This is a genomic window from Bacteroidota bacterium, assembly GCA_039714315.1.
In the GTDB taxonomy this organism is placed as follows: Bacteria; Bacteroidota; Bacteroidia; order Flavobacteriales; family JADGDT01; genus JADGDT01.
Genome location: JBDLJM010000027.1, coordinates 1 through 26,297 on the forward strand (window position 1 = coordinate 1; position 26,297 = coordinate 26,297).

17 protein-coding genes are annotated in these 26,297 nt (G+C 34.9%); 9 read left to right on the plus strand and 8 right to left on the minus strand.

The features are described 5' to 3' along the window. Positions 1 to 376: 376 nt before the first annotated feature. Both typA and ABFR62_04650 read left to right on the plus strand, forming a co-directional pair. Complete coding sequence (typA, locus tag ABFR62_04645) at positions 377 to 2,179, plus strand: translational GTPase TypA (protein ID MEN8137702.1); 1,803 nt, start codon at positions 377 to 379, stop codon at positions 2,177 to 2,179. A 130-nt stretch (positions 2,180 to 2,309) separates the two neighbouring features. Next, on the plus strand, positions 2,310 to 2,951 hold the full coding sequence (locus ABFR62_04650; protein MEN8137703.1) for a protein-L-isoaspartate(D-aspartate) O-methyltransferase: 642 nt from the start codon (positions 2,310 to 2,312) through the stop codon (positions 2,949 to 2,951). 182 nt (positions 2,952 to 3,133) lie between these two features. Here the strand turns inward: ABFR62_04650 and ftcD are convergent, their stop codons facing one another. Next, complete coding sequence (gene ftcD, locus ABFR62_04655; protein MEN8137704.1) at positions 3,134 to 4,828, minus strand: glutamate formimidoyltransferase; 1,695 nt, start codon at positions 4,826 to 4,828, stop codon at positions 3,134 to 3,136. A 115-nt stretch (positions 4,829 to 4,943) separates the two neighbouring features. Then, positions 4,944 to 6,188, minus strand: coding sequence for an imidazolonepropionase (hutI, locus tag ABFR62_04660; protein MEN8137705.1), 1,245 nt, complete (start codon positions 6,186 to 6,188; stop codon positions 4,944 to 4,946). Positions 6,189 to 6,406: 218 nt separating this feature from the next. On the opposite strand from hutI, the gene rbr reads away from it, so the two are divergent. The 6 genes from rbr (at position 6,407) to ABFR62_04690 (ending at position 15,283) form a co-directional block, all read left to right on the plus strand. Then, entirely contained in the window at positions 6,407 to 6,982 is a 576-nt protein-coding gene (rbr, locus tag ABFR62_04665; protein ID MEN8137706.1) for a rubrerythrin, read from the plus strand. A gap of 183 nt (positions 6,983 to 7,165) precedes the next feature. Continuing rightward, positions 7,166 to 8,047, plus strand: a complete 882-nt coding sequence (locus ABFR62_04670) for a neutral zinc metallopeptidase (GenBank protein ID MEN8137707.1) — start codon at positions 7,166 to 7,168, stop codon at positions 8,045 to 8,047. A 551-nt stretch (positions 8,048 to 8,598) separates the two neighbouring features. After that, the gene (locus tag ABFR62_04675) at positions 8,599 to 12,843 is read left to right on the plus strand and encodes an acyl-CoA dehydratase activase (protein MEN8137708.1); all 4,245 of its coding nucleotides are present in this window, start codon (positions 8,599 to 8,601) and stop codon (positions 12,841 to 12,843) included. Positions 12,844 to 13,023: 180 nt separating this feature from the next. Then, positions 13,024 to 13,431 carry an EF-hand domain-containing protein gene (locus tag ABFR62_04680; protein MEN8137709.1) on the plus strand — a complete coding sequence of 136 codons (408 nt, stop codon included), beginning with the start codon at positions 13,024 to 13,026 and terminating at the stop codon, positions 13,429 to 13,431. A 216-nt stretch (positions 13,432 to 13,647) separates the two neighbouring features. Continuing rightward, positions 13,648 to 14,037, plus strand: coding sequence for a DUF302 domain-containing protein (locus ABFR62_04685; protein MEN8137710.1), 390 nt, complete (start codon positions 13,648 to 13,650; stop codon positions 14,035 to 14,037). Between the two features lie 214 nt (positions 14,038 to 14,251). Further along, a complete protein-coding gene (locus ABFR62_04690; protein ID MEN8137711.1) occupies positions 14,252 to 15,283 on the plus strand; it encodes a GntG family PLP-dependent aldolase in 1,032 nt (343 codons plus the stop codon). A 65-nt stretch (positions 15,284 to 15,348) separates the two neighbouring features. Here the strand turns inward: ABFR62_04690 and ABFR62_04695 are convergent, their stop codons facing one another. Beyond that, positions 15,349 to 16,221, minus strand: a complete 873-nt coding sequence (locus ABFR62_04695) for a hypothetical protein (GenBank protein ID MEN8137712.1) — start codon at positions 16,219 to 16,221, stop codon at positions 15,349 to 15,351. Between the two features lie 435 nt (positions 16,222 to 16,656). Between ABFR62_04695 and ABFR62_04700 the strand changes: the two genes are divergently transcribed. Continuing rightward, positions 16,657 to 17,109 (plus strand): cold shock domain-containing protein, encoded by a 453-nt coding sequence (locus tag ABFR62_04700; GenBank protein MEN8137713.1) that lies wholly within the window; start codon positions 16,657 to 16,659, stop codon positions 17,107 to 17,109. A gap of 174 nt (positions 17,110 to 17,283) precedes the next feature. On the opposite strand, the gene ABFR62_04705 is transcribed toward ABFR62_04700, so the two are convergent. From ABFR62_04705 to ABFR62_04725, 5 genes are all read right to left on the minus strand, one after another. Continuing rightward, positions 17,284 to 19,887 carry a phosphoenolpyruvate carboxylase gene (locus ABFR62_04705; protein MEN8137714.1) on the minus strand — a complete coding sequence of 868 codons (2,604 nt, stop codon included), beginning with the start codon at positions 19,885 to 19,887 and terminating at the stop codon, positions 17,284 to 17,286. Positions 19,888 to 20,115: 228 nt separating this feature from the next. After that, positions 20,116 to 21,216 carry a uroporphyrinogen decarboxylase family protein gene (locus ABFR62_04710; GenBank protein ID MEN8137715.1) on the minus strand — a complete coding sequence of 367 codons (1,101 nt, stop codon included), beginning with the start codon at positions 21,214 to 21,216 and terminating at the stop codon, positions 20,116 to 20,118. A 208-nt stretch (positions 21,217 to 21,424) separates the two neighbouring features. Further along, positions 21,425 to 23,038: a sialate O-acetylesterase gene (locus ABFR62_04715; protein ID MEN8137716.1), complete on the minus strand. Its 1,614-nt coding sequence runs from the start codon at positions 23,036 to 23,038 to the stop codon at positions 21,425 to 21,427. A gap of 3 nt (positions 23,039 to 23,041) precedes the next feature. Continuing rightward, positions 23,042 to 24,484, minus strand: coding sequence for a sodium:solute symporter (locus tag ABFR62_04720; GenBank protein ID MEN8137717.1), 1,443 nt, complete (start codon positions 24,482 to 24,484; stop codon positions 23,042 to 23,044). A 131-nt stretch (positions 24,485 to 24,615) separates the two neighbouring features. Further along, positions 24,616 to 26,118 carry an L-fucose/L-arabinose isomerase family protein gene (locus ABFR62_04725; protein MEN8137718.1) on the minus strand — a complete coding sequence of 501 codons (1,503 nt, stop codon included), beginning with the start codon at positions 26,116 to 26,118 and terminating at the stop codon, positions 24,616 to 24,618. Positions 26,119 to 26,297 lie beyond the last annotated feature (179 nt).

The window sequence follows — 26,297 nt, forward strand, 5'->3', positions numbered from 1 at the left end:
CCCAAATTTAAAAACATAAGCAAATTATAAGCGCCCCGGATGGCAGTGATACCCTGGAATATCTATACCCTATGAACAAGCACCTGTATTGGCTCTTACCCGGGAAGAGACCAATACAGGTGCATTTGTAAATGGGTTTAGATATGAAGCGTATAAACGGACAGCCGGAAATGGCGCCCAAAGTATATTTTCAATAAGGTAATTAATTGATATTTATGTAATAATATTCTATATTGCTGAATCAGTGACAGTTAACTGTTTAAATATCAACATAATAAGCTTTATGTATTTATTGTAGTTTCAATTGATATATTCACTAACTTTGCAGCCTTAAAAATCAAACCCTGAAAATTGTTCAGGGTCTATATTTGACTTTATGGAACAAGACATTAGAAACATCGCAATTATTGCGCACGTTGACCACGGTAAGACTACTTTGGTTGATAAAATCATTCACCATTGTCAGGCAATGGACACTCGTAAAGAGACTGGGGATTTAATTTTGGATAGTAATGATTTGGAACGTGAGCGTGGTATTACGATTACTTCAAAAAACATTTCTGTACAATACAAAGGCTACAAAATTAATATTATTGATACTCCCGGTCACTCCGATTTTGGTGGAGAGGTTGAGCGTGTATTAAATATGTCTGATGGTGTACTGCTTTTAGTTGACGCTTTTGAAGGTGCTATGCCACAAACAAGATTTGTACTTCAAAAAGCTATTGACCTAAAGTTGAAACCTATTGTTGTTGTAAATAAAGTTGATAAAGAAAACTGTACTCCGGATCTTGTTCACGAACAGGTTTTTGATCTTATGTTCAACTTAGGTGCTGATGAGTGGCAATTGGACTTTCCAACCGCTTACGGATCGGCTAAAAACAACTGGATGAGCGAAGATTGGACAGAGCAGACGGATAATATAGAGCCTTTACTTGATATGGTAATTGAGCACATTCCTGCTCCAAAAGTTGATTTTGGTGCATTGCAAATGCTTATTACTTCTATCGATTTCTCTTCTTTTACCGGTCGTATAGCTATTGGTCGTATCCAAAGAGGCGAGCTTCTTGAAGGGCAGCAGATAATGTTGGTAAAACGCGATGGTTCTCATGTACGCTCTAAAGTGAAAGAACTTTATGCTTTTGAAGGTCTGGGACGTAAAAGGGTTGAAAAAGTTGAAGCAGGAGATATTTGTGCTTTGTCGGGAATAGAAGGTTTTGAAATTGGTGATACAATTGCCGATCTTGAAAATCCTGAAGCTCTTGCAACAATTGATATTGATGAGCCTACAATGAGTATGTTGTTTACAATTAATGATTCTCCATTCTTCGGAAAAGAGGGTAAATATGTAACATCCCGTCATATTAAGGAACGTCTGGAAAGAGAAACTGAGAAAAACCTGGCTCTTAGAGTTGAACCCGGAACTTCTGCCGATAAATTTATTGTATCAGGACGTGGTATTCTTCACCTTTCGGTATTGATAGAAACAATGCGTCGCGAGGGTTACGAATTACAAATTGGTCAGCCACAGGTTATTATTAAAGAAATCGATGGTAAAAAACACGAGCCAATTGAAGATTTAACTATCGATGTACCGGAAGAGTATTCAGGTAAAATTGTAGAGATGGTTACTGTTCGTAAAGGAGAAATGACCAGTATGGCTCCAAAAGGGGATCGTATGGTGTTAGAATTCTCTATTCCTTCTCGTGGACTTATAGGAATGAGAAACCAGGCTTTAACGGCTACTGCCGGTGAGGCAATTGTAACACACCGCTTTAGCGAATTCCAGCCTGTTAAAGGTGAAATTCCGGAGCGTAACAATGGTTCTATTATTTCTACCGATCAGGGTAATGCTATTCCTTATTCGTTAGATAAATTACAGGATAGAGGTAAGTTCTTCGTTCCGCCAAACGCACCTATCTACGAAGGTCAGGTTATTGGTATGAACACAAGAGCCGATGACATGACAGTGAACATTACTAAGACAAAAAAGATGTCGAACGTACGTTCTTCGGGAGCTGATGATAAAATTAAGCTTGCACCACCAATTATATTCACCCTTGAAGAGGCTTTAGAGTATATCCAGAAGGATGAGTATGTGGAAGTTACTCCGGAAAGTATAAGACTTAGAAAGATATTTTTGAAAGAGCACGAAAGAAAACGTGCCGCAGGTAAATAATATCGATATAACCGACCACCATACCCTCTCAGTAATACTTATACAGTAGATAATGAGAGGGTATTTTTTTTGAAGAAAGCTATTGCTACATATTTTTGTTTTCCATATTTTCGCAGCAAAACAAAGTAAATTGACAGATAATTTTAAACATAAAGGTAAGAGAAATCAACTGGCTGAGCTGCTGAAGGATAAAGGTATTGAGGACGAAAGAGTGCTTAATGCCATCAGAAAAGTTCCCAGACATTTGTTTCTGGATTCAAGTTTCGAAGATCATGCATATCAGAACAAAGCATTTCCAATAGGGGCGGAGCAAACAATTTCTCACCCTTATACTGTAGCATTCCAAAGTCAGTTATTGGATATTCATCCGGGAGACAAGGTATTGGAAATTGGAACAGGTTCGGGATACCAAACGGCTGTTTTGCTGGAGATGGGGGCAAAGGTTTATACAATTGAGCGTCAGAAAGAACTATTCGACAGTACAAAGGTTCTTTTGCGTAAACTGCGATATAATCCCGCATATTTGACTTTTGGGGATGGTTACAAAGGATTACCAACCTACGGTCCATTCGATAAAATTATAGTAACGGCAGGAGCGCCGTATATTCCAAATCCTCTGTTAAAACAGCTAAAAATTAATGGAACGCTAATAATACCTGTAGGAGTGAAAGAACAGGAAATGACTACTATTTTCAGGATTAGTGATACTGAATATGATAAAATGGAGTTTGGTTCTTTTAAGTTTGTTCCTATGTTGGAGAATAAGAATTAAACAGGTGCAATACTAAATAAACGTCATTCCGACTGTGGTGAAACTAAACCTTTAGGTTCAGCTAGGCTAAAATGGAGGAATCTCATGATTGTTTCTACAAACATTTATGAGATGTCTCCACTTCGCTATCGCTACGGTCGACATGACGTACTATTTTACTTGTATAATTGGACGCAAGTTTTTTACAAACCTATCTTTTCATTTGTCATTTTAATGATCTCAGTTTCCAAAGCAATTGTTTTATCTTCAATATCCTGAGCTTTAGCCAGCATAGAATCTACAAAATCTTTATCGTCGAAACCGGCACAGTTAATTTTTACATTCATAAATGCTCCCATAACCGCAGTTCTGGCACATAGAGCCCCAACGCCTGCATCTGTTACCGAATTCGGATTTCCGATTTCTACCATAGCCTTCATTACCTCCATACTTTCGTACGAAGTCTTCATTACTTCGAAAGGTGTTTCTATCGCGTACTTTGTAGCATCGGCGATAGCCTGTTTTCTGATAGCTTTTTCTTCGTCACTTCCTTTTGCCAATCGGAAAGCATCCATTATTTTATTGAAGGCATTTGTATCTTCGTCTACCAGCTTTAAAAGCTTATCGTTAAAAGCCTGACCTTTTTCAGCCCATTTAGAGAATTCTTCCCATTTGTCGTCCCAACCTGCTTTATGTGATGATAAATTAGCAACCATTGTCCCCAATGACACTCCTAAAGCGCCTACATAAGCAGAAATAGATCCACCACCCGGAGCAGGACTCTCAGAAGCTGTTTCGTAAGCAAACTCAGTTAGGTCCATGTTGATTAACTGTTTTTCTCTTCCCTGAGCCATCTTATACTCAATAATTTTTTCCTGAGGATCGAAAGGGGCAAGCTCATCAAGTCCTAATGATTTTACAGCTATTTTTATTATTTCAGAATCAGAAATCCCTGCAGAACGTCTTTGTTTATTGAGGAAGTACTTTCCTGCATCAAGTAAAGCTTGAAGCGGAACCAATCCTACTAATTCTGATCCTGTAACTCTAACTCCCCGTTCATCAGCCGATTTTACTGTCTCCTCAAATGCTTTATGGATAGAAGTAATTGTAATATCAGTTAGGTTGTATGATATTTGTGCAACACCGTATTCAGGAATAAACCAACCGATACCTTTTACGGCTTTCAGTTTACCAGGTTCCCTAACAAAGTTTCCATTTTCGTCTTTAACCTTTTTACCGGTTATAGGGTTTCCTTCTCTTTTAAAGCGGCCTAATTCACGATTATCGAACGCAATGGCATTTGCCCGACGTGTAGATGTAGTGTTTAGGTTTACATTGTAGGCAACAAGGAAGTTACGGGCTCCAATATTTACAGCTCCAAATCTTCTTGCTTTATCAGTAAATTCTGCAGGTCCGAAATCAGGCTTATAACTCGAATCAATTTTCTTAGCTAAACCTTCATATTCGCCGGCGCGGTTCTTTGCAAGATTTTTTCGACCTTCTTCTTTTGCGGCAAACTCATAAAAATACCCGGGAAGCCCAAGTTCTTTTCCAACTCTTTCTCCAAGTTTATGTGCATATTCAACCGTTTCTTCCATGCTTATATTGGCAATAGGAACCAACGGACATACATCGGTAGCTCCCATACGCGGGTGTTCGCCGGAATGTTTGCTCATATCAATAAGTTCAGAAGCTTTCTTTATCAGGAGAAAAGCCGCCTCAATTACGGGCTCCGGTTCACCAACAAAAGTAATCACCGTACGGTTTGTCGCTTTACCGGGATCTACATCCAGGAGTTTTACTCCATCAACAGTTTCAACTACTTCAGTTACCTGTTTAATTACATTTTCATCGCGTCCTTCCGATATATTTGGAACGCACTCTATAATTTTCTTCATTCGATAATATATTTGAGGTTTGCCACTTCGACTATAGTTAAGGGCAAGGATTTGATTGAAGTTTGAAGTACAATTTCAACAATATTGAACTTCGAACACCAAACTTCAAACAATTTTATATAATTTTTCCGTTAATTAATACTTTGTCAACTAAATCACTACCAAAAGAGTAGGGGATTCGTGCATAAGAACTCAGTGGTTTTGTAATAATTAAATTAGCTTTTTTACCTTTAGTAATTGATCCCAATTCATTTTGTACTCCCATTGCGTATGCCGAATTCATTGTTGCAGCATTTATAGCCTCTTCAGGTGTCATTTTTAGCTTTATACACGCAAGTGATACCGTAAAAGCCATTTTTCCGGATGGTGATGACCCGGGATTGTAATCAGACGCCAATGCTACAGGAAGTCCGGCTTCAATCATCTTTCTGGCCGGAGGATATTCCAAACCTAAGAAAAAGGCTGTGGAAGGCATCAATGTGGGCATCGTTTCCGATTCCATAAGTACTTTTATCTCTTCATCACCCGTAAATTCTAAGTGATCTACCGAAAGGGCGTTGTTTTCCACTCCAATCTGTATTCCTCCCGAGTAATCCAGTTCGTTTGCATGGATTTTAGGAATAAGACCGTATTTGGCTCCGGCTTTAAGTATTTGATCTGTCTCATTTGGAGTGAAGAAACCTCTGTCGCAAAATACATCAACATATTCTGCTAAACCTTCCTTAGCTATTAAAGGAATCATATCTTCTATGATACAGTTTATATATCCGGCTCTGTTTTCTTTATATGCTGTAGGTATAGCATGTGCTCCGAGGAAAGTAGACTTAATGGTAACAGGATACTTATCTTTTAAAAGTTTAATAACCCTAAGCATCTTTACTTCATCCTGAACAGATAAACCATAACCGCTTTTTATTTCAACAGCACCGGTTCCCATTCCCATAATTTCTTCTATACGTACACTTGCCTGTTCAAAAAGTTCAAATTCAGATGTATCATGCAATTTTTTCGCCGAATTTAGAATTCCGCCACCGTTTTTGGCAATATCTTCATAGGAAAGACCATTAATCTTATCAACGAATTCTTTTTCTCTGCTTCCTGCAAAAACTACATGAGTATGCGAATCTACCCATGTTGGCATTACTATTTTGCCTTTAGCATTGATAACTTTAGTAGTATTAGCGTAATCAACCCCGTGAATATCGCTCATAGGTCCGTAATTAACTATAATTCCATCTTCAATTTCTACAAATGCATTTTCAATTATCGGCAATTCTTTCATTTCAAGACCTACAATAGCATCTATTTTTTCTTCTCTAACCTGAATTAATTGACTTATATTCTGAATTATTGTTTTCATACTTTTTTGTTTGCTATGTCTTTAAATTTTGTCTCAGTAAAAATATAAAATCTACAGTAAATACTCTTACATATTAGAACATTTTCAGTAAAAAAATAAAGACTTAATAGTTATTGTAACAACAGTTATCATAGTTACTTTATTATTATAAGTTATACGTGTTTTTTACTACCTTAGTAGTCAAGTGTTAATTATTGTTGGAATAAGTAAAAAAAGTTATGGAGAGTTTAAAAGGAACAAAAACCGAACAAAATCTTTTAAAAGCTTTTGCGGGAGAATCTCAGGCTACTATGAGGTACAGGTATTTTGCCAAACAGGCTAAAAAAGAAGGTTTAGAGCAAATTGCTGCATTATTCGAAGAAACAGCAGTTAACGAAACTGCACACGCCAAAAGATTTTTCAGATTTCTGGAAGGTAACATGGTAGAAATTACGGCTACTTATCCTGCCGGAAAGATTGGAACAACTTTAGAAAATCTTAAGGCCGCAGCAGATGGCGAAAATGAAGAATGGACTGAGTTGTATCCGGAGTTTGCTAAAATTGCAGAAGAGGAAGGTTTTAAAGCCGTGGCTACTGCTTTTAAGCTAATAGCTGAAGTTGAAAAAGCGCATGAAGAAAGGTATAGAACTCTATACAATAATCTGGAGGAAGGAAAAGTATTTGAAAAAGGAGATAATATTGTGTGGAAGTGTAGAGTATGCGGATATTTGCACGAAGGAAAAAAGGCGCCAAAAGTGTGTCCTGTTTGTGCTCATCCACAATCTCATTTCGAAATTCAGGAGAGTAATTATTAAAAGTAACTATTAAGAAGTGACTAGAGTATAAAGTACTTAAAGTGCCTAAAGTTGTTGTTTTATTAACAATTTTAGGCACTTTAAACTTTAGATCACTTTAAGTACTTAATTGGATTTCTATAAACAACTAATCGAACTATTAATGTAAAGTCGTATTTTTATGAATCTCAAAAAGATACAGTTATGAAATGGAAGGGGAGAAGTGGCAGTGACAATATCGAGGACAGAAGAGGAGGAGGTTCAAATTTCAATCCTTTAAGAGGAGGGAATAGAAAATTTAGTTTTATTACAATAATAATCATTGTAGTAGCCTTATACTTTGGCAAAGACCCGATGCAGTTTTTGCAAATGGGAAACGAATTTTTGTCTACAGAACAGGAAACTACTACTACCGGAGTTAAAAATACGGGCAGGAGTGATGACGAGATGGCTCATTTCGTTGAAGTTGTACTCAAAGACACTGAAGATGTTTGGACAAAAGTTTTTAGAGAACAGTTAAACTCAACCTATAAAAAGCCTATTTTAGTAATGTTTAGCGGACATACTACATCTGCCTGTGGGGCTGCAAGTGCATCTACAGGGCCTTTCTATTGTCCTGTAGACGAAAAGGTTTATATAGATCTAAGTTTTTACAATCAGTTGGTAAATAACCTTGGCGGAGGCGGTGATTTTGCCATGGCTTATGTTATTGCTCACGAGGTAGGTCATCATGTTCAAAAACTATTGGGAATAAGCGATAAAGTACATGAACTTAGAAGGAAAATTTCTGAAGAAGAATACAATGAATTATCGGTTAGACTTGAACTTCAGGCCGATTTTTTTGCCGGAGTCTGGGCAAAGGAAAATCAATCAATGAATCATGTATTGGAAGAAGGAGATATTGAGGAAGCAATGAATGCTGCCAATGCTATTGGTGATGACAGATTACAAAAACAAGCACAAGGATATGCAGTTCCTGAGACCTTTACTCACGGTACTTCCCAACAAAGAATGAAATGGTTTATGAAGGGCTTCGAAACCGGAGATATGTCTAATGGAGATACTTTTTCGGCCAAAGACTTATAGTGTTTTGCGTAAATATTTCATTATACATTGTAAAAATCAACTTAAAAATAATTGGGTCTCAGATAATTAAAATAAATAAACACACGAAGTGGGTATAATACCGTCGTAGAGGTAAGTTTTAATAAAAAACTCCAACCCGCCTGACCGGACGGGCAGGTGAGCTGATGACAAAAAAAAAGAGGCCACGAATGCACGAATTATATAAACTCACTAACGTTCGTTCTCGGTTGTATATTGAGCGTTAGTGAAAAAATAATTCACGCATTCGCGGCTTAAGTAAAAAAGTTGCAAAAAAATACAAATAAAATTACACATTAAAAATATGGTTTGTCCTCGTTGTATCACTGCAACCAGAATGGAATTAGAGAAACTAAATATTAATTCTAAATCAATAGATCTGGGTGACGTAGATATTTTATATTCAATTGTAGCATGGCTATATTTTGCTGTTAAAAATATATAAAACTATTATGGTAGCTGTATTTTTCACAAGTCGTTTATATATTTCATACCTTTAGTAATCAATGTTTAACGCAATGACCATGTAAGGTATGAAACAAGACATACACATCGGCTTAGATTTAGGTTCTATTTCTATTAATACAATAGTAATGGATAATGAAAAGAATATTATTGAAAGTCGTTATGATTTCTGCCACGGAATGCCATTTTCACTGTTAAGGAGGCTACTAACGGAAATAATTAATAAGTATTCTGAAAACTCAATCAATCATATTGCTATAACAGGCACAGGGGGTAAGTTAGCACAAGAACTAATAGGAGGACATTTTGTAAATGAAATTATAGCCCAATCTGCATCGGTTGCTAAACTTTATCCGAATGTAAAAACTGTAATCGAAATGGGGGGTGAGGACTCTAAGCTAATTATTATGCATGGGGATGAAAAAGAAAAGTCTAGCCGTCTTTCCGATTTTACCCTAAATAATATATGTGCTGCAGGTACAGGGTCTTTTCTCGATCAGCAAGCTAAACGAATTGGAGTGTCTATAGAAAAAGAATTTGGAAGGTTAGCTTTAAAATCGGAGAAACCGCCACGAATAGCTGGTCGATGTAGTGTGTTCGCAAAGAGTGACATGATTCATCTTCAGCAAATAGCCACACCTGTACATGATATTGTTGCCGGTTTGTGTTTTGCTGTTGCTAGAAATTTTATCAGCAGCATGGGAAAGGGTAAGAAATTTGATTTTCCAATTATTTTTCAAGGGGGTGTTGCTGCAAACGAAGGAGTTGTTAGAGCATTTAGAGAGTTATTAAAAGCAAAGGAAGATGAACTAATAATACCTAAGCATCTTGCTTCAATGGGTGCTATTGGTGCTCTATATTATATTTTAGACCAAAAAGAATTAGCGATTAAACCATATTTAGGAATAGAAAATATAGATAATTATTTATCCGGAAGACATTCCAAAAGTGATTATAATGAATCGCTTACCAAATCGGCAGCTAAATACAATAAAGATGTATATCCTATTCCTGAAGGTATTGATAAATTAGATGTTTATTTAGGAGTTGATATTGGGTCGCTGAGTACAAACGTAGTGCTTATTGATAAATATAACCACGTAATAGCAAGGAGATATTTACCAACTGCTAGTAAGCCTTTGGAGGCAATACGACGTGGAATGTCTGAGATTTATGAAGAAATAGGGGATAGAGTAAATGTCTTAGGTGCCGGATCAACAGGTTCTGGACGATATCTAACGGGTGATTTTATTGGCGCTGATATTATTCGTAATGAGATTACAGCACAAGCCACTGCGGCTATAGCATATGATTCATCCGTTGATACAATATTTGAAATTGGAGGACAAGACTCAAAATATATCTGTATCGATAATGGAGTTATTGTTGATTTTGAAATGAATAAGGTTTGCGCTGCTGGTACAGGGTCATTTCTAGAAGAGCAATCAGAGAAACTTGATATTAATATAATTGAAGAGTTTGGAAAATTGGCCATTGAAGCTGAGAACCCTGCTAAGTTAGGAAATAGGTGTACTGTATTTATGGAATCAGACCTCAATTCTCAACAGCAGAAAGGAGTTTCAAAAGATAACCTTATTGGAGGTTTGGCATATTCAATCGTTGAGAATTATATTCAGAAAGTAGTTCGAAAAAAGAGAATTGGTAATAAGATTTTCTTTCAGGGGGGAGTTACCAACAACCAAGCTGTCGTAGCTGCTTTTGAAAAAATAACTGGTAAAGAAATAATTATTCCACCTCATTTTGATGTTACCGGAGCTATTGGTGTAGCAATTCTTGCAAGAGAATCAATGGTAAATGGCAAGAAAACCAGTTTTAAAGGTTTTGACATAAGTAAAATACCATATACAGTTGACACTTTCACATGTAAATCGTGCTCAAACCTATGCGAAATTAGAAGAGTGAGGATAGAAGGAGAGAAAAAACCATTATATTTTGGTGGTCGCTGTGAATTGTGGGAAGTTGAAGATAGAAAAGGTAAAGGAAAAGGGATTCCAAATTTGTTTGAAGAAAGGAATGCTATTTTATTAGATGGGTTCATTGAAGAAGAAAAAGACGATAGGATTACAATTGGTATACCTCGAGCTCTAATGCTATTTTATCAACAATTCCCTTTTTGGAGAACTTTTTTTACTGATTTAGGTTTCAGGGTTGTAATCTCGCCAGAATCAGATACCCGACTGATAAAGAAATCATTAGAGATGATTGTTGCAGAAACCTGTTTCCCTGTTGAACTTATGCATGGACATATTATAGATCTTCTTGAGAAAGATGTAGATTTTGTTTTTACTCCATTTATAATCAATGCTAAAACAGAAAAAGACAATCCCACAAATAATACAAATTGTCCTTGGGTACAATCATTCCCATTTATGGTTAAAGCTGCTATAGGTGATAATTCTCTGATTGATAAAATGCTTATTCCAACATTGAATTTCAGGTATTTTGGCAGAGTGCTAAATAAAGAGCTATCTGATTTTATGTACGATAAATTTGGGATTTCTAAAAAAGCTGTAGTTAATGCAATAAAAAAAGCAGATAAAGCACAAGAAATTTTTGAAAATAAGATAGTTTTAAGAGGTCAGGAGGTTATGAGTAACTTACCTGCCGACAAAGAAGCTCTTGTAATAATTGGTAGAGTATACAATACTGGCGATCCTGCCCTTAACCTTAGCATGGTTGAAAAATTAATTAATCAGGATGTTTTACCAATACCCCTAGACTACCTGCCACTAGGAAGCGAACACATTTTAAATGATTATCCACAGATGTATTGGCCAAATGGACAAAAAATATTGGCAGGAGCACGGATTATAGCTCGCGATCCTAAGCTTCATGCTGTATATATGGGTAATTTTAGATGTGGACCTGATTCCTTTCTAGCTCATTTTGTACATGAGGAAATGGCAGGTAAGCCATATCTTGAATTAGAAATTGACGAACATAGTGCCGATGCAGGTATGGTAACTCGTTATGAAGCTTTTTTAGATAGTTTAAAAGGAGCAAAATTAGCTCATAAAAAGAAAAGTGAAATTTTTAGACCAGGAATACAAAGATCTGATCCGATGAAAGATCGCACCTTATATTTTCCATATATGAGTGATAGTGCTTATGCTATAGCTGCAGCTAGTCGAAGTGTAGGAATGAATGCTGAAGTTCTACCAATGCAGACAAAAGTAGATTTAGAACTTGGTAGAAAAAATACTTCTGCAAGAGAGTGTTTCCCAATGGTTTGCACAACAGGCAGCTTCTTAAAGAAACTTTATGCCCCAGATACAGATCCAAAAAAAGTTAGTTTTTTTATGCCAGATCACAATGGTCCATGTCGTTTTGGCCAATACAATAAACTCCAACGTATTATTTTTGATAAACTAGGTTTTAAAGATGCTGAAATTATATCACCCGGCAATGATACGGCTTATGCTGATATTTCGGGGGGTCAGAGCACTAAATTTAGATTTATTGCTTGGAAAGGTTTTGTAGCCGTTGATTTGCTCCGTAAAATGAAGCAGGAGAGAAAGCCATATGAGTTATTTCAAGGAGAAACTGAAAAAGTATATAAAGAGTCATTAAATAGTGTAGTGAAGTCATTAGAAACAGGAGCTAAGCACCTAGAAGACATTTTACATCAAGCTGCATTAAACTTTGATAATATTGCTATATCTAATGGAGAAAGAAAACCTGTTATAGTAGTATTAGGTGAAATTTTCATGCGCGATAACCCTTATTGTAGTGGGCAAATTGTAAATAGACTTGAGAGCTTCGGTGCCGAAACATTTATTGCGCCATTTGCAGAGTGGATCAGCTATTCAACTTATCGATATACACGTGATAGCCTTTGGAAAAGTGATTATTTAGGTGTTCTTAAATCAAAAATACAAGAATTTTCACAGAATATATCCGCAGGAAGATTACATAAAGCAGCAAATGGGTATTTCGATAAAGAAAAAGATATAAGTGTAAAAGAAATGCTGAATAACTGTGGTAATTACATCCACAAACACTATGATGGCGATCCGGCTCTAAATCTTGGAAGTTCAGTAAGACTAGCTCAAGAAAAGGTTTCTGGTATTGTGAATATTCTTCCATTCACCTGTATGCCAGGTACTGTTGTTGCAGCAGTTTCACATAAATTTAAAAAGGATAATAATGATATACCACACGTGAATATTGCTTATGACGGACAAGAAGACACCTCAATTGAACTGCGACTTCAAGCCTTTATACATCAGGCTAAAGAATATTCAGTTCGTCATGGGTATAATAAACCTCAAAATTGGCATTTAATTAAGTAAATTTCAATAATGTATAGTAATTATCTCATTAATTTTTGAAATATCTTCGTTGCGTAGCATATTTGGCGTAACCTAATGAAAAATTTAAAACAAACAGGCGAGCAGTTTAATTCATTGATTTTCAGTCATTAACATGAAAATCATTACTTTTGCAAACAATAACCATAAAATTTATTAATAATGAAAAGATCAATTAAGCTAATAATGACAATAGCTGTTGTGGGTTTATTTAGTGTAAATGCCACAGCACAGAACAAATGTGGTGGTGCGGAGATGAAAAATAGTGAAATGCCTGAAATGGCAAAGTTTTCTGACATTGATGTAAATAATGATGGTAAAATTTCGGAGGAAGAATGTTCTGATTTTCGTGCTAAACGTAAAGAAAAGATGGAAGGAACTGAGATGAAGGAGGTTATGAGTGATTATAAACCACCTAAGTTTTCGGAGATGGATATTAACGGAGATGGATTTCTAAGCCCTGAAGAATTTAAAGCTCATCAGGATGAACACATGAAAGAAATTAAAGCGAAAATGAAAGCCAATAACGGAGAAATGAAATGCGGTAGCGGTAAATGTGGCGGAAAATAGAATTATAGCATAACAGAGTTACGGAAGTCAGTAAAGCGATTGACTTCATCGAATGCAGATTATTACATACTTCATTACAAAGAACCGGATATAGTTATTCCCGGTTCTTTTTTTGTGAATTATTGAATAGATTGACCACAAATTATCAATATAATTTTATGATATTGTTTAAAATACTAAATTGCACACCTATTATTAACCTAATCATAAATAATAATGGGATATTATTTCAATAAAGTAATAAACAATATAAGCTTCGACGAGGCCATAGATAAAGCTAGAAAAGAGTTAATTAAAGAGGATTTTGATATTGTTTCGGAAATTGATTTTAAAAAGACATTCAAAGAAAAAATTAATAAAGATTATCCGGAATATATAGTGTTGGGAGCCTGTAATACTGAATTAGCGAATGAGGCAGTCCATGCAGAAAAACTTCTTGGACTAATGCTGCCTTGTAATATACTGGTAAAAAGGATAGATGAAAACAGTATAGAGATTGCAATAGTTGACCCTAAAGCGTCTTTAGCACTGTTTGAAAATAAAGAAGTAGAGAAAATTGCTGAGACTCTACAGGAAAAACTTGTCAAAGTTATAAATCACCTCTAATAAAAATAAGCCAATAACAGTTTTTATTGCTATTGGCTCTATTTTTTCTACACCAGACATTAGAGACTCTTAGGACAGAGCTTTCGTCGATTATTTAATTTCCATGTATAGAGCTCTCATTTAAAATTTTCCTGTTCAATTGCCTGAATATATTTTATAATCAGAATGAATTAATTTTTAAATTTGGATTAATTATAAAGATTAATAGCAGAAGATGATAAAAAAAATAAATCTGGTAAGCGATACTGTTACAAAGCCTACACCTGAAATGCTTGAATATATGATGCAGGCAGAAGTAGGTGACGATGTATTCAGGGAGGATCCGACTATCAATAAACTGGAAAGTAAGGTTGCAAGGATGTTTGGAAAAGAGGCTGCTCTTTTTACTCCATCGGGAACAATGGCTAATCAGATAGCGATTAAAATTCATACGCAGCCGGGTAATCAGGTAATCTGTGATAAAACGGCTCATATATACAATTATGAAAATGGAGGTATAGCAGTTAATTCGGGGTGTTCAGTAAAGTTAGCCGATGGAGACAGGGGTAGATTTACTGCAAACGATATTAACAACTTACTTCAGGTTAACGGGCCTTACTACATGCAGGAATCGGCTTTAGTAAGTGTTGAAAACACTACAAACCTTGGAGGAGGAGCTACATGGGACTATAAAGAAATTGAAAATATATCGAACGTATGTAAGGAAAATAATCTTCCTTTTCATTTGGATGGAGCCAGGCTATTTAATGCTTTGATAGCCAATAAAGAAACACCAAAACAATATGGCGATGTTTTTGATACAATTTCTATTTGTATTTCCAAAGGATTAGGAGCTCCTGTGGGCTCTGTTTTAATGGGAAGCAATAAGGATATACTAAAAGCATTGAGAATCAGGAAACTGATGGGAGGGGGGATGCGTCAGGCCGGATACCTGGCAGCAGCATGTATTTACGCTCTCGACAATAATGTAGACAGATTAAAAGATGACCATAAACGAGCTAAAACACTTGGAAACACACTGAAAAATCTAAATTATATAAAAAGTGTGCTGGATGTAGAAACCAATATTGTAATTTTTGAACTTAAGGATGGTGTTTCTCAGAAAAAATTCATGTCAGAATTAAATAAAAACAATATTTACATTGTGAGTATGGGAGGTTCTAAACTACGTATGACTACTCATTTGGATTTTAATGATGATGATTTGGATATTGTTGTGAAGGTTTTAAAAAACATTACTCTTTAGAATTATTAGTTTTGAGGTTTGTTGTTACAACAATTCAACAACAAACCTCAAAATTATTCCAATATTTACTTACAAACCGCTTCTAAAGCTTCTTCAATATCTCCAGGAGTACTCATAATTTTCATGAATTGTCCCATTGATAGTTCAGGCCAGTAAAGTGCTAATCGGTATTTTCCATGCAACATAGTAGCTTCTTTTCCCTGAAGTATAATCTCGTATGGTAAAGCTGCAATCTGATCTTCTCCAATTTTTGGCAAGAAGTTGCTTTCGCCTAAATTTCCTTTTAACGCAACTCCGTAAACCGCGATATCTTTGCCGCTAAACTTCAGCTTGTACACTAGTTTAGTATTTCCTTTTCCGGTTTTTAAGTTAGCTTCAATTTTAGCGACACCTTCAGCAAACGACGAGTATTCTTTCAATTCTACCGGATCTGTAAAGTAAGGCATCATCATCTTATACTGGTATTCAGCAAGCTCATCCTCACTGAGTTCTCCTCCAAATTTCACGGAATTACCTCCGATAATAGTAAGAGCTTTATTGCTTAATTTTTTCATTTCTGCTTTTTGGGAAGCATTTGCCGATTTCCCCCAATACGCATTAAACATGTAATATGGATTTGCAATTGAAACCGTGGTTTTTCCTTTATTTTCAATTAGTGAAACTCTAAGAACAGCACCTAAAGCACCTCTGTCTTCGAAGTTTAACGAAAACTTTTTTAATTCATTACTTGTAAAAGTAAGAACTTTTTGGTTAGACTTATCTGAAGGGCTGTATTCTCCCAATACAAAAAATCCCGAAGATTTGATATTAGCTTTTATCTCTTCGGTAGTAGAATTTAAATCACTGAATTTTTCATTTGATTTAAAATATGCCGGTATTTTTTCTGCAGAAAGCGAAATACCAATTAATAGTAAAAATGCACTTAATATATTTTTCATGATTAAGATTTTATAAAATATTTATTTTTTTCAAAATTACATTTGGATAACACAACATAACATGATGATAGTTAGCTATATACAAATATAAATTTGTACATATATAGAAACGTCCTGAATATTAGGAGTATGTATTTAATAAAAGCGAATTTAAACTTCAATTATATATAAATTTAAGTGTAGACATTGAAAGTTATATCAAATAAAATTATTGTTATATGTCAGATTCTAAGAAGATTAAAAATTACATGATTTCGGATAGAATATTGCTAGTTGAAAGTGGTTTTGTGATGAGTACATCATAAAATCATACTATTTTAAAGTAAAAATCGCTGAAATCTATTGTATTATGAATAATAAATTTATTTTTGTACTTATTTTGTATGAAAGACAGAATAATTATTAATAACTAATATATAATAAGAAGAATAATTAATGGCAAAATCACAACAATCCTTTGGGAAAAAAGAACGAGAAAAGAAACGTTTGAAGAAAAAGCAAGATAAAGCGTTAAGAAAGGAAGAACGCAAAGCAAATTCCAAAGAAGGAGGTAATTGGGAAGATATGATTGCCTATGTTGATGAATTTGGTAATATAACAGATACGCCACCGGATCCTGATAAAAAGAAGAAAAAGATAGACGCTTCGAGTATTGTACTTGGAATTCCAAAAAAGGAAGAAGTATTTGTTGATCCAATAAAAAAAGGTAAGATTGATTTTTTCAATGACTCTAAAGGTTTCGGGTTCATTAAAGAGCAGGATACTCAGGAAAAATATTTTGTACACATCAACGGTTTAATTGATAAAGTTGTTGAAGGAGATAAAGTTACTTTTGAACTTGAACAAGGTATGAAAGGTATGAACGCTGTAAGAGTTAAAAAAGCTTAGTCTTTATAACTAAATAAATTATCTATACATAATACGTATCCATAAAATGGGTACGTATTTTTTTACCTATACTTAAAGATTATAATTTATATTATGTTAAATAGAGTTGTTTAAATAAAAGGATAATCATGTTAAACAACTACCCTTTATATAATTTACATCTATTTATATAATCTAAACAGAGTTTCTACTGGCATTAATATTACCATACAATGACCTAATGACGATCATTTCATAAATTTTAATTAAATCTTCATTAGATACTGAGTCTACGTAAAGTTCTTCTAATCTGAGCAACGCATACTGCTGTATAGTTAATAATGGTAAAACAATTTGTTCTCTAAGCTTTATTGATTCTCTTCTGCTCGGCAAATACTCCATCAAATTACTGGAGTTAGAAATTTTCTTGATCATTTCGACTGTCGTATTGTACTCAGAATAAATTATATTCCAAAAATCACCGAATTCTTTATTCTCCTGCAGATATTTAGTCAAAGGGAAAAATGATTTTGTTAATGACACCATACTGTTATCTATCAAAGCCTTAAAAAATTTCGAATTCTGATAAAGATCAACGGCTTTATCAAGTTCTCCTTTATCTTCAAGATTTTTCAATGCTGTACCAACTCCATAATATCCGGGAACATTTTGTTTTAATTGACTCCATGAACCAACAAACGGGATTGCTCTGAGATCATCAAATTTCAACTTTGACGATTTAGACCTTTTCGAAGGTCTGCTTCCGATATTTGTTTTTCCATAATACTTAAGTGTGGAGATCTTTTCGAGATACGGAATAAATTTATCATGGGCTTTTAGCTTCAAGTATTTATTTAAGCCATCTTTGGCAAGTCTGTCTATGACTTGTTTCATGTCGGCATTGAGTGAATTAGTATCGTTTTCAAATATTTCATTCGACAACCCGGCGCTCAATAATTGCTCTATATTATATTGCGCTGAATTTACCGTACCAAAATTAGCAGAAATAGTTTGTCCCTGAATTGTAATTTGAATTTCATTGTTCTCTATAGTCTTTCCCAGAGATGAATAAAACTTATGAGTTTCTCCTCCTCCTCTGGCGGGTGGACCTCCCCTCCCATCAAAAAATACTACATCAATATCGTATTTTCTTGCAATTTCGGTTAAAGCTTCCTTAGCCTTATAAATAGACCAATTAGCCATCAGGTATCCGCCATCTTTTGTTCCATCGGAAAAACCAAGCATTATAGTCTGTTTTCTTCCCCGACGGCTCAAATGATCCATGTAATCGGGGTTTGAGAATATTTCATCCATAATATCCGGTGCATTGCCCAGATCGTCTATAGTCTCGAACAGTGGAATAATATCAACTGATAAATCTTTCTTTTTCCAGCCACATAAGTTAAACATGGCATAAACTTCCAAAATATTTACTGTCGACTGATTGTTGCTTATTATGTATCTATGTGCTCCTTTTTCACCATTTTTGTCCTGAATCTGTCTTATTGCGTAAATAGATTCAAGAGTATCCTTAGTTATTTTATCTTCAAAAAGTAAAGGGTTCAGCCTGTCTTCTACATTCATCAAAATTTCTATCTTATCAGAATCATCCAGACTACTGTAGTTGGCGGGAAGAATTGATTTCCCCGATTTTTTGTAATAAGTTACTATATTATCTATCACTCCGGTATGTATTCTGGAATCCTGTCTAATATCCAGGCCGGCAAAATGATATCCGAAAATTTTCACTTTATTAATTAAAGCCTGAACATCATCTACAAATAAACCGTTGTGCTTATTTATCAGAATATCTTTGATTTGCTCCAAACGGTTAATAAATTCAGGATATGAAATTGTTGGATGGTTAGGCTGATGATAAGAATTTTCAAATATTTTTTCCTGTAAATCCGCAATTTCAATATCAACTACATCAAAGGTCAGTCTTCTTTTTAAATCTCGAATATCTCTATAATAACAGCGGAATATTGTTGAACGCAGTTTGTCTGCAACCTTTAGAGTAGTTTCTGCATCCACATACGGATTCCCGTCACGGTCACCTCCCGGCCAAAACCCTAAATCTACAAATGAATTCTCCGGAACTCCTTTACCGTCGAAAACATATAGATCGATCCTGTTTGCCACATTGCTTATTGAATGATAAAATACATTTTCGAGGTACCAAATTAACCTTACGGCCTCATCATAAGGCGTAGGTTTTACTTTTTTTATAAACTTAGTTTTTCCTAACTGCTGAAGGAGTTTTTCTATTAATCTTAAATCATTTTCAGCAATAGCATTACTCAAATCAGTAATAATTCCTAAAACGGAACCCGGATAAAATTGTGTTGGATGAGCTGTAAGAACAAGTCTTACTTTAAAATCTTCGAGTTTTTTTCTAAGTTTATCTTTTGATTTTAAATAATCAGCTTCAGAAGCCAGATTCTTAATTGTACCGATACCATTCATATCATGATTCTCAGTATAAGAAGCGTCTTCAACTGAATCGAAAAGTACTATCTGTCGCTCTATATACTGAATAACCTTAAAAAGAGCTGAAATCTGATCCTTTTCACTTTTGAAATGACCATTATTATTGTCAAAGAAGGTTTTTACTATTTCAAATGGACTTTTTTCTTTCTTATAACCGCTTTCACAATGACGTCCCAACAGAGGCAATAGCTCCCCTACTCTTTGTACATCATCGAAAGGAAGTTTCAGAAACAAACTGTTATATATATGGTATTTGTTTGCAACCGAATTATTGAAGGTATCCAATATCTTTTTTCTAGAATTTTGCATTAGGTTATATTATATGTGTGTATGTGTAAAAGTACAAAAGCCCCTTTAATAAAAAAAAACGGAACCTATTTATTCCATAAAAACATCCCGATTCAATAAAACTATTATCATCGGACCAGTTTGGACGCCACAAAACAATTGATAGCTTAGGATCTTGATTTTTAGCAAAAAAAAAAAGAGGCTGTCAAAAAATTAACAGCCTCTCTCAATCTATATCGGAAAAATCAATTAATTATAAGCTCCATACTTTTTTGCTGCAGCTAAGAATGCTTCAACATTTTCCATCGAAGTATCACTTTGAAGAATATGTGCCGGAGCAATCATATAACCACCATTCTTTCCTAGAATTTCGATTTTTGATTTTATATCGGCCTCAATTTCTTCAGGTGTTCCATTAGGCAATAAATATTGCTGATCGATAGCTCCAAAGAAAGAAATTTTATCTCCAAACTGATCTTTCAACTCTTGTGGATCGTGTCCCGGCACACCTGGCTGAACAGGGTTAAATACCTCTACTCCAACATCAATAAAATCACCAATTAACGGAGCAACAGCACCATCACTATGTTGGATAATTATAATATCCTGATTAATCTCTTTAATCGCTGCGATTAATTCTTTCATTGCAGGTTTGTAATGCTGGCGGAAAGTATCCTCGCTCATCAACAAACTATCCTGAGCGCCATAATCATCACCAAACCAGATAGCATCAACACCACGTTTAGCTAACTCGCGCGAAACTGCAATAGCAAACTCTTTTGATTTACGAACAAGTACAGGAATATACTCTGCCTCCATCATCATATCAATCATAAGCTTTTCCATACCTACCAACTGACGAACCATTGCAAACAGAGTTACCTCTACATCTCCAATAACGAAATACTCTTTTCCAAACTCTGCAATATCCTGCTCCGCCTGAATATATCTAGACGGATCAGTAGCATCCGGAAACTGGTATGCTTCTGCCTCTTCTGCTGTTTCAATATTTTTTAGAGGTGCATCAATCACATCCATATAAGTAGGCCCCTGACGCATTTTCATTCCAAACTCGTTTACAAACGCACCTTCTTCGTCTTTTACGATTTTAAAATCTTTAGAAGCCTCTCCTCCAACTACAACTACATCACTACCCATTTTTGTGCGGACAGCATTAGCTCCAATACGGAAAGTTAAATCTTCATAATAAGATCTGCTCAATCTGTAATCAAGATCATATTTTTTTGCGAATAACTCGATCAAAGGTTCTGATAAATCGAACTGAACCGGAACTCTATCAGGAAGTCCGTCTCTTTTTATAGCCTTAAGTACTCTCTCTTTTGATGTCATAATTTTATTTTATTTTGTTTTAATTTAATAAAACAGTTAGTCTTTTTTACATTTTCTTATAGTGCCAAATTAGCAATATACCAATAAAAAACAACACATTACATCACAGTTGTTTTCATTTAGTCACACCTCGTTAATTTCCTATATTACAGCATCTTAACCTAGCGAAGATTACATTGTAATGGTCTTCGTAAATAAATCATATTTTTTACTTCAACGCAGTGTTAAATTGTCCTGTTGGAAGTCCTGAGGAGTTGAACAAATTACAAACCGAAGTGTGTTTCCAATTATATCTCACGTATACAGGTTCTTCAATTTTATCATTTTTAAGGATTACAGTATTTCCTTTAATAATACCTTCGGCAGGTAAAAATTCTTTATTTTTTTCAGCAATTTCGAAACCATTTACTTTATTGCCTTTGAGATGCAAACCACCTTTAGCATTTTTAAAGTAAACTACTATTTCTCCATTTTTTGATTTTGCCTTATTAAAAACAGGTCCTGAATAAAGCAAGTCTGTTTTTTTATAACTTTTTGCCAAAGCCATTTGTGCAAGTCTTTCGCCAACAGGTTTCTTTTTTGGTGGATGAATTTCTGTTGTGTCGGTTACATCGGTAATTACAACCATTCCTGTATTTTTCACTTTATCCAAAGTTTCGGTCTGTACCTGACGTAATGCAACAGGATCTTCACCATTGCCCCACTTTGAATAATCGTAAGGAGCTATTTGTACATAATAAAAAGGAAAATCACCTTGCTTCCACTCTTTTCTCCAACTGTTAATTAATATTGGAAACAGTTTGCTATACTGCTCTGGATTATCGGTGTTACTCTCTCCCTGATACCATATCACTCCTTTAATTGAATAAGGAATTAAGGGGTGTATCATAGCATTATACAAAGTATTTACCATAAACTGTGGGAATTTCTTCGGCATTTCCGGTCTGGGATACGATGTTGGAATTCTTCCACAACTTCCTCCACTGGCTTCATACTTTTCTATAGCCTTTTTGTTTTTCTTGCGATATATAGAAAAATTCACGCCAGTATCGTACTCTTTGTATTGATTCCAGAATTTCATTGCAGAATCCCATTCTTTAAAATCTTTCTGAAACTCATTATAAGCAATAGTTAAACTATCAACTTTCGTTTCGAAACCTTCCATTTTACGAAGTTGCTCGGCACTAAGCCACGATTTAGCATTAGTTCCTCCCCAACTAGAATGAATAATTCCAACAGGAATATCTAATTCGGCTTGAAGTTTTTTTGCAAAGAAATAAGCTACAGAACTAAAATTTTCAACACTTGCAGGATTAGCATCTAACCACTCACCTTCCACATTTGTTTGAGGAACAGCTGATGTTGTCTGCTTTACCTGAAAAAGACGGATATTATTATTATTTGCATTTGCTATTTCTTCTTCCCCTCCTTCTACATACTGACTACCCCATCCTTTCAAAGGCATTTGCATATTCGACTGGCCCGATGCCAACCAAACTTCTCCAAATAATACTCCATTGATATTGATTGTGTCAGCAGCTGTACTTATAAGCATCGAATTTTTTTTATATCCTGCTTTTAGAGTTTTAATTTTTATAATCCAATTTCCTTTATCATCAGTCTTAACCGTAATTGGAGATTTCATCCAACTCGCATCAACAGTAACCATTGTATTGGACTCTGCTTTTCCCCACACAGGTACTTTCGAATTTTGCTGCAATACCATATAATCCGAAAATACAGAAGGCAAACTTAATGTCTGTCCTACTTGCGCATTAGCATATGTGGCAACAAATAAAAATATGAAAAAAATATTTTTCATTTATTAATTCTTTTTACTCATTGAACTAAACCATAATCCCAAGACTGTTAAACCGCCATTTATCAATAATAGTTCAAAACCAAACTTAAAACCAAACAATTGCTCGGAATACAAATACAACAATAAAGATATAATTGGAGATGCAACAGCTACATATGGCACCCATTTGTCATTGACATCCTTTTTTGTAAACATCCCAAATACAAACAATCCAAGTAAAGGCCCGTATGTATAACCGGCTACACGTATAAATGAGTTAACAATACTCTCATTATTTAAGGCTTTAAATACAAGTATTACAAAAAATACCATCAATGAAAAACCAAGGTGCACCAATGTTCTTCTTTTAGTAGATGCTTCTTTTTTTCCATCACCTACCTCTAAAACATCGACACAAAACGATGTTGTAAGTCCGGCTAAAGCAGAATCGGCACTCGAATAAGCTGCTGCTGCAATACCTATTAAGAACATAATACCCGTAAACACGCCTAAATGATCAAGAGCCAACAAAGGATAAAACTTATCCGTTTCGGCAGGTACAGCAATTCCAAATTTATCGGCATACAAGTACAACATCAATCCTAATATCAGGAATATCATATTCACAAATACCAAAGAACCACCAAAGAAGTACATGTTTTTTTGTGCATCTTTTATGTTTGGAACGGTTAAACTCTTTTGCATAATACTTTGATCCAAACCATTAGTAATAATAACAAGGAACATACCTGTAAGGAACATTTTAAAGAAGTTTCTATCATCGCTCCAATTCCATATAAAAGTTTCACTTCTGCTATCGTTAACCATATTAGTAACAAGATCGCCCACATTGGTATCTAAACCATTATATATAATAACTATGGTTGATATAGCAGCAATAATCAAAAAGGCTGTTTGTAAAGTATCGGTAACAACAATTGTTTTAATACCTGCTTTATAAGTATATAACCAGATAAGCATTAAGGTAATAAACACAGATAATTCGAATGGCAAACCATATTCATCAAAGAAAGCCATTTGCAACACGGTTGTCATTAAATACAACTTAAATGCCGCCATAAATGTTTGCGAAATCAAGAAGAAAGCTGCACCGGTTTTGTGTGATCTATAACCAAATCGATCGCGTAAATAGGCATAAATAGAAACAAGTTTTAACCTATAATACATAGGTAACAACACCAGTGCTATAACAACAATACCAGCAGTATATCCCATTACTATTTGCAAATATGAAAAGTTGGTATTACCAACATCACCCGGAACAGAAATAAATGTTATACCCGAAAGTGCAACACCAATCATTCCAAAGGCGACCAAAAACCAGTGTGATCCGTGGTCGGCTGTGAAGAAAGTGTCTTTTCCTGCATTACGAGAGGTTAAATACGATATAAACCATAGCAAAGCGAAATATGCTACTACTACGATTACAGCTATATTTGGTGTCATATTAATATAATTGATATTAGTTGGTAATTGTTGATGTTGGTTGGTATTAGAGGGAATTTATGGATATTTGTTGTTATTTTATAAAAAACCGGTTACTTGTTTGAAATGAACAAATAACCGGTTTATAATTTTTACAAATATTTTTCCGATACAATAACTGCTTCAATTCCTAAGAAATCAGCTATTTTCTTAATTGTATGAGCTTTTTTACCAACACCTAATGCATAGTGGTGCGTTGGTCCTTCAGCGAACCAATCTTTAAGGAATGTTTTAATATCCGGTTTAAAGAATCCTCTTGTGTTAGTGTTTCCTGTTGCAGGAACCGGTCCAACTACTGATTCACCTTCTGTGATAACGAATTTAAACGTTCCATCAGCTTTTGAAGTAATACCTAACATGGTGATAGGTCCTTCTTTGATTTTAAACTCAACAGAAGCTCCACTACCTGGTTTACCGTGATATTTGATAAGACTACGAATAACAGGCTTACCATCAGCTATATTTACGTGGTGAGGACCATCGTGTCCAACAAGAACAAATCCTTCTTTAAAGTCGATTGGGTGGAATTCAGCGAAAGATCCTCCTATTTCAAGACGATCCATAATCATCATTGCAATATTGGTTTTAAGATCGGCTTCACCACACATAGGGAATCCTCCTGCTGTAAGCAATGAGTTACCAACGATAAGGTTTGTCACCAATTTACGCATATCTGTTCCTTCTCTTCCTTCGTAGTAATATGCTAAACCATCAAGTTTTTTCTCCTCGATGAATTTTTCTAATGCTACAGCCGATTTAGCTGCTTCATATAAATCTACATCAGTAAGTTTACGGGTAACAGGGTCAACTTTTGGCTCAGGAGTATCGAAGAATTCAAGAATACGATTTTTGTAAGCATCAACTTCATCTTCTGTAACTTTCAAATAGTGAGCCATGATATCGTCCGGTTCTGTTTGAACCACGTGACAACCAAATGCTGCAGTCATTGCAGTGTGATCAACGTGCATATCATACATTGATTCAAGCGGGTGACCGAAATATCCGATACGAGCTTTTTTAAGATCGTGTAGAACCTTTGCAATTTGACAGAACTCAGCGATTTCAGCATCAGCTTCATCATCTCCTTCAAGAGTTCCGATAACTACGTCAGGAATTGGCTTTCCAAGACGTTGAGCTACAGAATTAAATTCAGGAATAGAACATATATCATCATTTACCAACTGAATAAATGTAGTTGCATTCTCGTAATCAAGTGCTTTTAATGGCTGAAGAGCAATAGTAACCATTGGTATATTTAGCTCTCTAAAAATAATAGCAATTGTACTTGAAGTAGCATAAGTTACCATATCGATAAATAACATATCGATACCTGATGCTTTAATATCATTTACAATACGGTATGCACTTTCTGCATCATCACCAATTCCAAAATCAACTACTTCTACTCCATTTCCTCTTACTTTATCGGCAAGGATGTCCATCTTCTTGTGCATTTCTTCAAGAAGACCTGGAAATTGTGGCCAATAGTTATAGTGCCCTACACCATAAATCCCAATCTTAGCAGTTAACGGTTTAATACGATCAACTGTTATTTGTTCAGATACTTTTGCTTCCAAATTACCTTCGTTTATCATTTTGATAGTTTAATATTTACTATAGTAATTACTGATTTTGATTTTAGCTTTTCTATAATCAGTATTTACTATTCTTTATTTCAAATTTAATATTGCTAATTACCACATTTTACTTCCGTGTATCAATACACATTATGACACTTATAAATCACAATTTGATACATAGACTTTAGACTTTA

Excerpts from the sequence above, each read along its gene's own strand:
- typA (MEN8137702.1), top strand. The coding sequence starts at position 377 with ATGGAACAAGACATTAGAAACATCGCAATTATTGCGCACGTTGACCAC.
- ftcD (MEN8137704.1), bottom strand. The coding sequence starts at position 4,828 with ATGAAGAAAATTATAGAGTGCGTTCCAAATATATCGGAAGGACGCGAT.
- hutI (MEN8137705.1), bottom strand. The coding sequence starts at position 6,188 with ATGAAAACAATAATTCAGAATATAAGTCAATTAATTCAGGTTAGAGAA.
- rbr (MEN8137706.1), top strand. The coding sequence starts at position 6,407 with ATGGAGAGTTTAAAAGGAACAAAAACCGAACAAAATCTTTTAAAAGCT.
- ABFR62_04670 (MEN8137707.1), top strand. The coding sequence starts at position 7,166 with ATGAAATGGAAGGGGAGAAGTGGCAGTGACAATATCGAGGACAGAAGA.
- ABFR62_04675 (MEN8137708.1), top strand. The coding sequence starts at position 8,599 with ATGAAACAAGACATACACATCGGCTTAGATTTAGGTTCTATTTCTATT.
- ABFR62_04680 (MEN8137709.1), top strand. The coding sequence starts at position 13,024 with ATGAAAAGATCAATTAAGCTAATAATGACAATAGCTGTTGTGGGTTTA.
- ABFR62_04685 (MEN8137710.1), top strand. The coding sequence starts at position 13,648 with ATGGGATATTATTTCAATAAAGTAATAAACAATATAAGCTTCGACGAG.
- ABFR62_04690 (MEN8137711.1), top strand. The coding sequence starts at position 14,252 with ATGATAAAAAAAATAAATCTGGTAAGCGATACTGTTACAAAGCCTACA.
- ABFR62_04695 (MEN8137712.1), bottom strand. The coding sequence starts at position 16,221 with ATGAAAAATATATTAAGTGCATTTTTACTATTAATTGGTATTTCGCTT.
- ABFR62_04700 (MEN8137713.1), top strand. The coding sequence starts at position 16,657 with ATGGCAAAATCACAACAATCCTTTGGGAAAAAAGAACGAGAAAAGAAA.
- ABFR62_04705 (MEN8137714.1), bottom strand. The coding sequence starts at position 19,887 with ATGCAAAATTCTAGAAAAAAGATATTGGATACCTTCAATAATTCGGTT.
- ABFR62_04710 (MEN8137715.1), bottom strand. The coding sequence starts at position 21,216 with ATGACATCAAAAGAGAGAGTACTTAAGGCTATAAAAAGAGACGGACTT.
- ABFR62_04715 (MEN8137716.1), bottom strand. The coding sequence starts at position 23,038 with ATGAAAAATATTTTTTTCATATTTTTATTTGTTGCCACATATGCTAAT.
- ABFR62_04720 (MEN8137717.1), bottom strand. The coding sequence starts at position 24,484 with ATGACACCAAATATAGCTGTAATCGTAGTAGTAGCATATTTCGCTTTG.
- ABFR62_04725 (MEN8137718.1), bottom strand. The coding sequence starts at position 26,118 with ATGATAAACGAAGGTAATTTGGAAGCAAAAGTATCTGAACAAATAACA.